Annotated in this window: 5 protein-coding genes; 2 read left to right on the plus strand and 3 right to left on the minus strand. The window is 45.1% G+C overall.

Translation table 11 applies throughout. The annotated features are described in order from the left end of the window. Positions 1 to 35 precede the first annotated feature (35 nt). Entirely contained in the window at positions 36 to 4,997 is a 4,962-nt protein-coding gene (locus QUB13_RS22055; protein WP_333384777.1) for an amino acid adenylation domain-containing protein, read from the minus strand. Between the two features lie 163 nt (positions 4,998 to 5,160). On the opposite strand from QUB13_RS22055, the gene QUB13_RS22060 reads away from it, so the two are divergent. Both QUB13_RS22060 and QUB13_RS22065 read left to right on the plus strand, forming a co-directional pair. Then, complete coding sequence (locus QUB13_RS22060) at positions 5,161 to 6,261, plus strand: alpha/beta fold hydrolase (protein WP_333384780.1); 1,101 nt, start codon at positions 5,161 to 5,163, stop codon at positions 6,259 to 6,261. 180 nt (positions 6,262 to 6,441) lie between these two features. Continuing rightward, a protein-coding gene (locus QUB13_RS22065) for an ISKra4 family transposase (RefSeq protein ID WP_333384858.1) occupies positions 6,442 to 7,508 on the plus strand; the annotation gives its coding sequence in 2 pieces (ribosomal slippage) (positions 6,442 to 6,610 and positions 6,610 to 7,508; 1,068 coding nt in all). 220 nt (positions 7,509 to 7,728) lie between these two features. Here QUB13_RS22065 and QUB13_RS22070 read toward each other — a convergent pair. Together QUB13_RS22070 and QUB13_RS22075 are read right to left on the minus strand one after the other, a co-directional pair. Further along, positions 7,729 to 9,165 (minus strand): PepSY-associated TM helix domain-containing protein, encoded by a 1,437-nt coding sequence (locus QUB13_RS22070; RefSeq protein ID WP_333384783.1) that lies wholly within the window; start codon positions 9,163 to 9,165, stop codon positions 7,729 to 7,731. Positions 9,166 to 9,312: 147 nt separating this feature from the next. Further along, positions 9,313 to 12,648, minus strand: coding sequence for a non-ribosomal peptide synthetase (locus QUB13_RS22075; protein ID WP_333384786.1), 3,336 nt, complete (start codon positions 12,646 to 12,648; stop codon positions 9,313 to 9,315). Positions 12,649 to 12,920: the final 272 nt, after the last annotated feature.

The raw sequence follows: 12,920 nt of genomic DNA on the forward strand, positions 1-12,920 counted from the left end.
TTTATCGGAATTGCACCCGTTCAACCGCCTTAATTTTATTTACTTTCTCGCTCAAAAGATGATAGCTTCATCCGCCGACTTTCGCGAGAAATAGCCACTAACGCCGGAGCTTTAATATTAACCTTGCTCTCTTTTAAACTCTCCACAATCTTAGACAATTCTCCGATTGTCGGCGCTTCAAAAACGCTTCGCAAAGGCAACTCTACCGCGAAAGCATCTCGCACTCTAGAAACAAGCTGAGTCGCCAGCAGCGAATGGCCTCCCAATTCAAAGAAATTGTCCCGGATACCCACTCGCTTTATCCCCAAAACCTCAACCCAAATTTTCACTAAAACTTCCTCAATAGAAGTATGAGGCGCAACATAACTGCCAGCCCATTCTAACTTAATTGGCTCCGGTGCAGGCAAAGCGAGGCGATCGACCTTTCCGTTAGCCGTCACCGGTAGCGACTCCAGCACCACAAAAGCCGACGGAACCATATATTCCGGCAGTTTTTCTGCTAGATAAGCCTGCAACTGTGGCACTAATTTACGCGCTGCTTTAGCTTGTAAGGGATTGTTAGCATAAGAGCGCCAAGGACGCAAGTTATCGCTTCTGGTTTCTTGCCCAAAATCTCTGGTTTCGCCCCGTGCAAACACTACATCGTAGCGCCCTTGACTGTCGGAATTAGACCAACTAATATTAACATTATACGGAACTTCCAAAGCATACCACGCTTCGGGATCGACTCCTAAATTCTCGACTTTTTCCACGGCTTTCTGCAACTGACCTGCTGTTGGAAATTTATCGACAACAGACAGCAATTCTGCCGCCTTAACTGCTGCCATTAGCCGCGCATTTGGCACATTAGCAATTCTTAAAATATCGAGTTGATTTTTCAATAATATTTGTTGCACGTTTGTAACAGTCAAATTATGATTTTCAGCCGACCAATCCAGCAATTTTGCTCCCCGCAACTCCCGTTCGTCAGGGGATTTTGGGAGTTCGCTTTCAGACGCAATATGCAGAATCGCATTGTACCGAAAATCAGTTAACTCATTGTGGTAACTACCGCGAACTAATTGAATCTCTACGCCGCTAATCTGCGGAAAGCAGTGCTTTAATGCGCTAAAAAAATCTGGTTCAATAACTAACTCTGTTTCTTGAAAAATTTGCATTTGTACTCGCTGCTGCAACTGTTCGCCCGCGAGAGAAGGTTCGGCTTGATACAGTTGTACCGAAGCGTGGAAAGCTGCCAGCAACGGCAAGCTGCGGACATCTCCGATGAATATAAAGCCGCCGGGAGCAGTTGCTTTCACCGCACCTTCTAGCACCTGCACGAGATAGTCGATATTCGGAAAATATTGCACGACAGAGTTGAGAATTACTGCGTCAAAAGCTGCTGTCTCTACTCCTTCAAAGTCAGTCGCCATTTTCTGCCGCAGCGTTACATTAGCTAACTGTTGATTAGCCAAGTGCTGCTGAATGTAATTAATCGAAATTGGGGAAAAATCTGTGGCGCAATATTCAGTGCAGTGAGGTGCAATTTGAAACAGCATTAAGCCCGTACCGCAGCCAATTTCTAAGACTCGCTGCGGCTCCAAAGCTAAAATTTGGGCTGCTTGATTGTTCGCCCAGTCGCGCACCTGTTCTGCTGGGATTGGCTGATTGGTATAACTGCTATTCCAGCCGACTATATTAAATGTTGGATCTGAGTCAACTGCTGGTCGATCGTAAGTTTCATTGTAGAGCATTTGCCACTGCAAAACCTGTTCGTCCTGCAATTGCATGATTTGGTTATTTTCGCGGGCAACGCTATATTCTGCATTGAGGGCGACATAAGCTATTAAACGTTTATTTCCTTCTACATCTTCCGAGGTTGTAGCTGCGGTTTGCTGTACCGCCGGATGTTGAGTTAATACTGTTTCGATTTCTCCTAATTCGATGCGGAAACCGCGAATTTTTACTTGTTCGTCAATGCGTCCTAAAAATTCAAGGTTGCAGTCGCTTCGGTAGCGCACTAAGTCGCCGGTTTTGTAAATTTGCTCTCCTGAATTTGGTTTAAACTGAGATGTTGCACTATTATTATGAACAGGCAAGATGCCTGTTCCACAAGAGATGTATTTTATTGTGGAACAGGCATCTTGCCTGTTCGTAAACAAGTCATTGAGAATGGTGTCTGAATTTGGTTTAAAAGGATTGACAATAAAGCTTTGTGCGGTTAAATCTGGGCGGTTGAGGTAGCCGCGAGCGAGTCCGTTTCCGCCGATGTACAATTCGCCAACAACGCCGATCGCCACTGGCTGCAAATATTTGTCTAATATGTAGATTTGAGTGTTAGCAATGGGGCGGCCAATTGTCGGGGCGATGTCTGTTTGCTCTGTTACAGGAATATAACCGGAAGTTGTGACGACGGTGTTCTCGGTTGGGCCGTAATTATTTACGAGCTTAAATGGATGGGATTTTAAAGGATGTTGTTGCAGTTTTTCGCCGCCTGCGAGCAAGATTCGCAACGCTGTTGTTTGAGGCCAATCTAATAGCAAAACTTTCTCTGCTAAAGGTGTTGGCAAAAAGCTAATTGTAATGGCGTTTGATACTAACCAGTTTTGCAGTTTTTCCGGATCTCGCCTGATGTCATCTTCTGGAAAGTAGATGCTAGCTCCGGCGGCGAGATAAGGCCAAATTTCCCACCCGCAAGCATCAAAGCCGATCGCTGCAATTTGCGTTGTTCGATCGCCCGCTGACACCCCAAACTCTTTTTGATGCCAAAAAACGAGATTTAACAAGCTCCCGTGCTCAATTTCCACTCCTTTCGGCTTTCCCGTGGACCCGGAGGTGTAAATCGCGTAAACCAGATTTTCGGCTGTGACTGCGCTGGTGGGATTGTCGGCGATTTCTTGGGAAATCATCTCCCAGTCTGTGTCTAAACAAACTATCTGTACATTGGGCGATTCCCTGCGGGATAGCTTCGCTTCACGCAAATTCTCTACCCATTGCTGCTGAGTTAACACAACAGATAATTGAGCATCTTTTATCATAAAGCTCGATCGCTCAGCAGGATAGCTCGGATCTAAAATTAAGTAAGCTCCTCCCGCTTTCAGGATACCCAACATCCCCACAATCAGATCGAGCGATCGCCCGCAGCAAAGCCCGACTAAAACTTCCGCCCCAACCCCCATTTTTTGCAGATAACGTGCTAGTTGGTTGCTGCGGAGATTGAGCTGCTGGTATGTGACTCGCTCCTCTCCAAATACCAGCGCCACTGCATCGGGTGTCCGATCTGCCTGCATTTCAAATAGCTGATGGATGCACAAATCCTGCGGATAATCCGCCTGAGTGTTGTTGCATTCAACTAACAAATGATAGCGCTCTTTGGCGCTCAAATATTGCAAATTTCCTATGCGCTGTTCGGGATTTGCCACAATGCTTTCTAACAAGGTTTGAAAATGCCCGATCAGGCGGGCGATCGTAGCTTCATCAAATAAATCTGCGCTGTAAATAACCATGCCGCTGATGCCCTCGGAGCTATCAACCCACAGCTTATTGCTGGGCGATTGGTTGCTTCCCGAGCTGTTGGGCGATCGCTCCCACAAATGAAACTCCAAATCAAACCGCGCTGTACCTACATCTAACTGCTGCGGGCTGAGTGTTAATTCTGGCAATTCTAACTGATTCCCCGGCGCGTTTTGCAGCGCAAACGCCACCTGAAATAAGGGATTTTGGTTCAACGCGCGATCGGGGTGCAGTTCTTCTACTAACTTCTCAAACGGCAAATCTTGGTGAGCGTAAGCTCCTAATGCTACCTCTTTGACTCGGTTTAAAAGTTCCCGAAAAGTTGGATTTCCCGACAAATCTGTACGCAGCACCAAACTGTTGACAAAAAACCCGATCAATGCTTCTATTTCACTGCGGTTGCGATTGGCGATCGGCGAACCTACAACAATATCTTCTTGCTGGGCGTAATGGTAAAGCAACGTTTTAAAAGCTGCCAGCATTGTCATAAACAGCGTCACTCCTTCGCGCTGGCTCAACGTTTCTAAAGCCTCGCTCAGTTGTTTTGGCAGTTGCAAAAATTGCCTTTTGCCTCGGTAACTTTGAATTGCTGGCCTGGGGCGATCCGCAGGCAGATTTAGCATAGAAATGCCGTTTAACTGCTGTCGCCAGTAAGCAAGCTGCGTTTCTAAAACTTCCCCTTGCAGCCATTCGCGCTGCCATTTGGCAAAATCAGCATACTGGATCGACAAATCCGGTAAAGGCGAAGGTTTTTCGCTAGCAAATGCCGTGTAAAGCGCGCCTAATTCCTGAATTAGCACTCCGATAGACCAACCATCGGAGACAATGTGGTGCATATTCAGCATCAGCAAATATTCGGCATCATCTAACTGCAATAATGTGACTCGCAGCAACAAGTCCTTGGACAAATTGAAAGAGCGTTGAGCTTCCTGGGCGGTGAGTCTGTTTGCTTCAGTTTGTCGAGATTCCTTTGGCAAATTTCGCAAGTCCACTACATTAATCGGGAGGTGGAAAGCGGCAGCTATTCTCTGAACGGGTTGCCCCGAAACTACTGCTAAAGTCGTGCGTAAAGCTTCGTGGCGGCGCACAATTTCATTGAAGGTTTGTTGCAGCGCCGAAAAATTGAGCGAACCTGTCAAACGCAATGCTGCGGGAACATTATAGAAGGGATTGTTCGGTACTAATTGGTCGAGAAACCACAAGCGCTGCTGTGCAAAGGAAAGCGGTAAATTTCCGTCCCGCCCCATCGGAACAATCGGTGTAGGAGTGAAACTAGAAGTACGATTAGCTGCTTGTAAAAATAAAATTATTTCGGCTTTTTTCTGAGATATTTCGGCGCGCAATTCGGGTGTAATAATTCCTTCGGGAGCGTTGCAGCGCAGAATATAGCCCTCAATAAAAATATTAATATCTAGACTGCGAAGGTAAGATAAAAACTCTATTAACTCTACCGTGACAGAATCTCTTACATTTGCCGATGAACTCGATATTGTTGGCTCTGGCATTTTGAGTCATCCTATGATTACTTTTGCAAATCAATAAAAGAAATTCTACAAGCGCACAAATTAAGAGCTTAACTTACCCCTTGCCGACTGTGGCCTAACCTAAGTATGATTCTGTTTGAATCCGCAACCAAAATCCTACCCAAGGTTTCAGCTTATGCCGTTCATGCCCTTCAATTTCCTGTTCCTATGGCTGGTGGGACTGCTGTCCGTCGGGGTACTTGGCGGAGGTATATACATTATTTACGAATGGTACATCGGCGCACTTGTAGGGATTTCCTACTTAGTCAGCGGAGTCTTGATGCTTCTTTGGTCTGTTGGCGGCCGCTTTATCAGTTTGCCGCTGTTCCGCCGCCCCGGTGCTGACGAACCCAAGCCGACCCGGACGGGTACGGTGCAGCGGGTAGAGAGACCTGATGGCACTATTTTACAAGTAGAATTCTACGGCCCAGAGGACGGACAGCCGATTATCCTCTCTCATGGTTGGGGGCCGAACAGTATGGTTTGGTATTACGCGAAACGGCAACTAAGCGATCGCTTCCGAGTGATTGTTTGGGATCTTCCAGGTTTGGGAAAATCCACTCGACCAAAAAACAGCGATTACTCCCTAGAAAAATTTGCCCGCGATCTCGAAGCCGTCATTGCCATAGCAGGAAATAAACCTGTTATCCTACTCGGACACAGCATGGGCGGCATGATTTCTCTAACATTCAGTCGGCTGTTTCCAGAACTTCTCGGTAGTCGAGTAGCTGGTTTAATTCTGGTAGATACGACTTATACTAATCCCGTCAATACCGCTATTTTTAGCAGTTTATTACGCGCTTTGCAGAAGCCGCTGCTGGAACCTATCCTCTACGTCACCGCAGCTCTGGAACCCATTATGTGGGCAATGACTTGGCTGAGCTATCTCAATGGTTCACTGCACATCAGTGTAGAATTATCGGGATTTAAAGGCACTGAAACGCGCGGTCAATTAGAGTTCTCAGCTTTCTTATCAGCCTTGGGTTCTCCCGGCGTTCTCGCTCGCGGCACACTGGGAATGTTCAAATATGATGAAACAAAAACTTTGCGATCGATTGATATTCCTGTGTTGGTGATATGCGGCGATTCAGATATAGCCACTACCCCCCCAGCTAGCCTGCGGATGAAAGCAGAATTACCTCAAGCAGAGCTAGTTACTATACAGAAAGGAGGACACATGGCATTAATGGAACACAACCAAGAGTTTGCCCAAGCTGTTAGGGCATTCTGCACTGAAATTTCGTGACTAAAAATGTGAGTTAAAATCCAATACGGTTCAGTAGACCTCTTGCAAAAATAACTAGGACGGGCTCTCCGGCCCATCCCACAAGAGTTATTTGGGTGCATCTCACTTTGGCGAATGTGTCAAAAAAGAGATAAAATGAAAAAGTTAGTAAAATCGTCAAATAAATATAAGGCAAATAAAATGACACCATCAGACCAACAACAGCTAAAATCCCACTTACAAGCGGTAGCAGAAATTTTTTACAGAAATACAGATCCAACCGAGTTAAAAAGTTTTGAAAGTATAGAAAAATCACTGCGCCAGAAAATGTTAGAAGAAGTTGGCCCAGAACTAGGTAGCTTTTTTTTTCAGCAGTATCAGGAATTCAAACAGGAAAACCCCGAAAAATAAAATCAATAATCGGCTCCCTGGATATTACAGATAATCAGGCAAAATATTTTGACTTAAAAGCTTACAGTCAATTTAGTCCACTCATGGAAAATTGCTGTCTTTTAATCAGTGCCAATGAATCTTATCAAATGGCAGAAAAAGATTTGGAGAAATTTACGGGAATCAAAATTTCTCACAGTACATTACAAAGATTAGTCAAGAGACAAGAATTTGAATTACCTACATCTAAACAAGGAGTCAAAGAAATTACATTAGATGGTGGCAAAGTCAGACTACGCAACGAAACCAAAGGCGAGAGCTGTTACTGGAAAGACTATAAAGCCGTGTGTTTGGACAATGTTTATTCGGGAGCATTTTTTCAAAATAATCAAGATTTAATTGATTGGACTAATAGCCAAAAATTACTACATCCTATGTATTGCCTAGGGGATGGTCATGCCGGGATTTGGAACATATTTAAAGAAATTGGAGATCATGAACAAAGACAAGAAATCTTAGATTGGTATCATCTTAAAGAAAATCTCTACAAGGTAGGGGGTTCAATAAAACGATTAAAATCAGCAGAAACTATGTTATGGCAAGGCAAACTTGATGAAATTATAAAAATATTTAAAGACTTTAAAGGTCAAGCATTTAAAACGTTTTGTAATTATTTAGAAACCCATCGCTGCCGAATAGTAAATTACCAATACTACAAAGAAGAATCCATAAGTTCGATTGGTTCGGGAACAATTGAATCAATAATTAAACGCATTGGATTAAGGGTGAAAATATCGGGAGCGCAATGGAATATTGAGAACGTTTCGTCTATCCTTGCTCTTCGCTGTGCTTATCTCAACGGTCAACTTTCAATTTGATGTATTTGCAAAACTGAGATGCACCCAGTTATTTTTTCTTGTGGGATGGGCCGGAGAGCCCGTCCAATAAATTTATGAAAAGGACTTTTGCAAGAGGTCTAGTTAAGGAAAATTGTAGCGAAAATGTTGGGCGGAGTGAAACGGAGGGTTTGTTCCCTCGCGGCCCAACCTACGCACTGATTCGGTCTAGTTCCTAGAGCTCTTTGTCACCCTCCCACCTTTAACCGAAAATGCGCTTGAGCGCAGGAATACGAGCCAACACGAAATAATCTAACAGCAGAACGGTGACGAGTGAAAGTCCTACAAGCGGGAAGGCAATCCCTAAAACAGCAATGATTGCGAGTGGCACTTTCCATCCCTGAACATGGGTGGGCATTGGAGGCGCACCGAGCCAACCCGTCCCTTTCGGACGACGCTGCCACCACATCACCGTACCACTTACTGAAAGCACAATCAAAATTAAGGATGCAAACAACATCAGTAGTTGATTGCTCAATCCAAAATATTTTCCCATGTGAATTGAAATTCCCATTGATACGACTTTGGGTACTAACCCGTAATCCTTCCATCGCACATCTGCTAATACTTTGCCACTGTATTGATCGATGTGCAAAGTGATTTCTTGCGCCGGATTATTGGGAAATGCCGAAACCGTATACACACCCGTTTTAGATTCTGGAAAACTAACACTAAATCCAGGGGGTGCGCCTTTTGCTTGAGCTAAATTTACAACATAATCTAGATTTACGGACGTATCAGCAAGAGTTCGCCCGATAACTTCGTTGTGTCCTGAATGATGCTCATCTCTAGGCGTACTCGATTTAGGAATTGGTAATTGCTCTACTGCCCAAGGCACAACTTGATTGCCCTGCTGATTGAGGGAGCCTGTGAGTGTTGTCGATTGAGGCACGTTATCCCGCATTTGTGCAGGGTAGTAGTTCGATAAACGAGCGAAGGTATCTCCCCAAAAACCTGTCCAGGGTAGTCCACTGAGGATGAGGAAGCCAATTAGCAATACGCCATAAAATCCCGAAACGGCGTGTAAGTCCCGCCAAAATACCCGCTTATTCTGACTCCACACACGCGGAATTAATGTTCCTAAAAAAGTTACTTTGCGGCGAGGCCACCACAGATACAATCCCGTAATCAGCAGCACAAGCCCCCAACAGGAAGCAAGCTCTACTAAGTAATCTCCCAATTTTCCGATCATCAGTTCGCCGTGAATCTTGCGTGCGATCGCTTGGAGATTATTATTTTCATCGCGATCGCCTAAAATCTTAGCCGTATAAGGATTCACGAAAACGGCTAGTGTTCTTTCATCTTTAGTCGCGATCGTCACTTCAGCACTACGATTAGACGCAACGCTCGGCGTAAATTTTGTTACTTTGGCATCAGGATAAGTTCGTTGAACAACTGCCACCTGTTGAGTATAAGACATCACCACATCCGCAGGCTGCACAAACATATTCTGGTGATACATCGCAGCATCTAATTGCGGTTTAAACAGGTAAATGATGCCTGTGATTGACAAAATCAGCATGAAAGGAATAACAAACAAGCCTGCATAAAAATGCCATCGCCAAACGGTGCGATAAAAACGATTACTGGGAGGTTCAGCAACCAGTGAAGGGTTCAAAACGCTGTTCAATTTACTCATTGTCGTCTGCCAAAATATCGACAAAAAACCATTGTGCTACACAAGTATGAACAATGTCAAAAGACAGGCTGTCAAACAGAGATGCTCCCCACTTTTGGACGGTCATTTCACAAAACAATCAAAATCATCCCGCAATTATGTAAGCCCTTAAAATTCCACATCTTCGCGCTCATTTTCGTCGGTTCTGGGAGTATCCAAACCTTTCGCAGCCCAGCGCATTGTTTCAATGTATTTTGCCAAACTCGCCACAGTCGGAGCCTCAAACAAATTGCTGACAGGTAATTCGACTTGCAAAGCGTCTCGAATGCGAGAAATTAACTGAGTTGCTAGCAGGGAATGCCCGCCTAATTCAAAGAAATTATCGTAGATACTAACCTGCTGTTTTCCCAAAACTTTAGCCCAAATTTTACATAGCACCTCTTCTATATCAGTCCGAGCAGCTACATAATTGTCTGTTATATCTTCGCTGTTTGTATCTATATTAGGCAAAGCGCGGTGATCGACTTTGCCGTTGGGTGTTAGCGGTAGGGAATCCAACACTGCATAAGTTGCAGGAACCATATATCCCGGTAACTTTTGTTTCAAAAATTGGCGCAATTCACTTGACTTTAGAGTGTCAATTTCTGCTTTTTCATTAATGCCGTCAGTCACAACATAAGCTACCAAATGTTTATCGTCTGGGATTTCTTCCCTTACAATTACTGCTGCTTCGCGCACTTGTGGATGCTGGCACAAAGCCGCTTCAATTTCTCCCAATTCGATGCGGTAGCCGCGAATTTTTACTTGGTCGTCAACCCGGCCTAAAAACTCGATATTGCCGTCAATCCAATAGCGGCCTAAATCACCTGTGTTATAAAGGTACGAACCAGGTTTATTGCTAAAAGGGTTAGGAATGAATGCAGCAGCGGTTAAATCTGGGCGGTTGAGGTAGCCTCGCGCCAGTCCGTCGCCGCCGAGGTATAATTGACCTGCAACACCGATCGCCACCGGCTGCAAATCCGCATCGAGGAGATAAATTTCCGTGTTGGCGATCGGACGGCCGATGGGGATCGATGTTGCGGTTTCGGGTACGTCTTGCACGCAATAATAAGCCGAAAATGTGGTATTTTCTGTCGGCCCGTAAACGTGAATTAATTGAGTGGTTGGCGCGTGTTTTAGAACTTTTTTCACCCATCTAATATCGACCGCTTCTCCGCCAAACAGCAAGCAGCGCAGCGAATTAAAAGCTTGCGGTAATATTCTAGCAATTTGTTGAAATAAGGCGGTTGTTAAAAACAAAACCGTGATGCCTTGTTGGCGCAGTTCTAAGGCTAAATCGTGAGGCGAAAGGGTAATATTTGTGCTAATTCCTACGAGTTGAGCGCCGTTAAGCAAGGCTCCCCAAATCTCGAATGTGGCTGCATCGAATGAAGCGTTTGATGCTTGGGCAATTTTATCGCTAGGTTCTATTTTTATATAGTTGGTGTTGAGTACCAGCCGATTTACTGCTTTGTGGGTGACAGCAACTCCCTTGGGTTTTCCTGTTGAGCCAGATGTGTAAATAACGTAAGCTAGGTTGTCTGCTGTTACGGTGTTGGCGGGATTTTCGGCGCTTTCTTTGGCTATGTCTTCCCAGTCGCGATCGAAGTAAATCACCGAGTTTGAGAAGTCTCGGAAATTCTCAATCAATTTATCCTGAATTAGCAAGACTTTAACTTGAGCATCTTCCAGCATCAAGTTTAGCCGATCGCGCGGATAGCTCGGATCTAACGGTAAGTAGGCTCCTCCAGCCTTCAGTATAGCCAACATCCCGACAATTAGGTCGATCGATCTTTCGGCGCAAAGCCCCACTAAAACCTCCGCACCCACGCCCAGTTTTTGTAGATAGCGCGCCAGTTGGTTGCTGCGACTGTTGAGTTCTCTGTAAGTCAAATGCTGGCTGTCGAAAGTTAGGGCGACAGCCTCGGGATGCTGCAGGGCCCGCTCTTCAAATAACTGATGAATGCACTTATTTTGAGGATAATCTGTGCGAGTTTTGTTGCATTCTATTAATAATTGATTCACTTCATTCTCGCTCAATAAAGGTAAGTTAGCAATTCTTTGTTCTGGATTAGCGACAATGCTTTCCAGCAGCGTTTTAAAATGCCTCAGCATTCGGGCGATCGTAACTTCATCAAATAAATCCGTATTGTACACAGCTACGCCTCTGAGCCCTTCCGAATCTTTCCACTGTTCGCCGTACCTGCTCCTAAACTTATCCGCAGCTTCCCACAAATGCAGCTCTAAATCAAAGCGCGTTGTTTGAGTCTCCAAATGAAAAGAACTCAACTTTAATTCCGGCAATTCTAGCTCGTCTACAGGCGCATTTTGCAGGCCGAATACCACTTGAAATAACGGGTGGCGATTGAGCGATCGCTCCGGATGCAATTCCTCAACCAGTTTCTCAAAAGGCAAATCTTGGTGAGCGTAAGCTCCCAGGGTTACTTCCCGCACCCGACCTAAAAAATCTCGAAATGTCGGGTTTCCCGAGCAGTCTGTTCGCAGCACTAAAGTGTTGACAAAAAAACCGATTAATGCTTCTATTTCGCTGCGATTGCGATTGGCGATCGGCGAACCGACAACAATATCTGCTTGTTGCGAGTAGCGGTAAAGCAAAGTTTGAAATGCTGCGAGCAGTGTCATAAATAAAGTCGCTCCTTCTCGCTGCGATAGCGCTACAAGTGCGTCCTTCAGTTGTTTCGGCATTTCTAAATATTGAGTTTTTCCGCGATAATTTTGCCTAGCTGGTGCAGGGCGATCTGTGGGCAAATTTAATACAGAAATTCCGTGTAATTGCTGCCGCCAATAAACTAGCTGAGTTTCTAATACTTCTCCTTGCAGCCTAGCGCGCTGCCACTCGGCAAAGTCGGCATATTGAAGTGATAATTCTGGCAGGGGAGATGGCTGTTGATTTATTAAAGCTGTGTAGATAGCTTCTATTTCTCGAATTAGCACGCCGATCGACCAATCATCGGAGGCTATGTGGTGCATATTGAGCAAGAGAATATGCTCCGTTTCTGTCAGCCGCAAAATGGTGACTCGCATCAGGGGCCCGGTGGATAAATTGAAAGGGCGCAGAGATTCGGCGGCGGTGATTTTCTGGGCTTCTGTTTGCCGTTGTTCTGGCGGCAAATGTTGCAGTTCTAATATTTTAAAAGTTATCTGAGAGTTCAGAGAAATTATCTGCATTGGTTGACCTGATACCGCTGCAAAAGTGGTTCGCAAAGTTTCGTGTCGCCGCACTATTTCGTTGAAGGTTTGTTCCAAGGCTGTTAAGTTGAGGGAACCGATTAATCGCAGTGCTGTTACTACATTGTAGAAAGGGTTTTCTGGTGCGAATTGGTCGAGAAACCACAAGCGCTGCTGGGCAAAAGAGGCGGGAAAGACAAAGACTTCGGCTTCTGAGGAAATATTCAGAGTTTGTCGATCGCCTGTAAAGAAATTGTCATGAATTTCGGATGCCATATCTGTTGCTCTTGGGGATGAGATGTGTTAATTTTTTGATGGCGCGGGGTGGCTTTTTGACGGTGCGATCGCCTCTTAAAACTTTCGCGAGTAAAAAAATGACACTTTTAACATCCTCAGAAACCGGGTTTCTCGGAGTTTTGGGTTTAGTGAGGAGAAATTAACCCAGAAACCGGGTTTCTCGGAGTTTTGTGCGAATGCTTAAAGAGAACTTGGGTTTGGAACTCAGCAGTAGCGTTGTCGAATGCAGGCCGATTGCGCTGGAACCCTCA

It is taken from the genome of Microcoleus sp. B4-D4 (assembly GCF_036705185.1).
In the GTDB taxonomy this organism is placed as follows: domain Bacteria; phylum Cyanobacteriota; class Cyanobacteriia; order Cyanobacteriales; family Microcoleaceae; genus Microcoleus.

Coding starts and splice junctions, on each gene's coding strand:
- QUB13_RS22075 (WP_333384786.1), bottom strand. CDS start 12,648: ATGGCATCCGAAATTCATGACAATTTCTTTACAGGCGATCGACAAACT.
- QUB13_RS22055 (WP_333384777.1), bottom strand. CDS start 4,997: ATGCCAGAGCCAACAATATCGAGTTCATCGGCAAATGTAAGAGATTCT.
- QUB13_RS22070 (WP_333384783.1), bottom strand. CDS start 9,165: ATGAGTAAATTGAACAGCGTTTTGAACCCTTCACTGGTTGCTGAACCT.
- QUB13_RS22060 (WP_333384780.1), top strand. CDS start 5,161: ATGCCCTTCAATTTCCTGTTCCTATGGCTGGTGGGACTGCTGTCCGTC.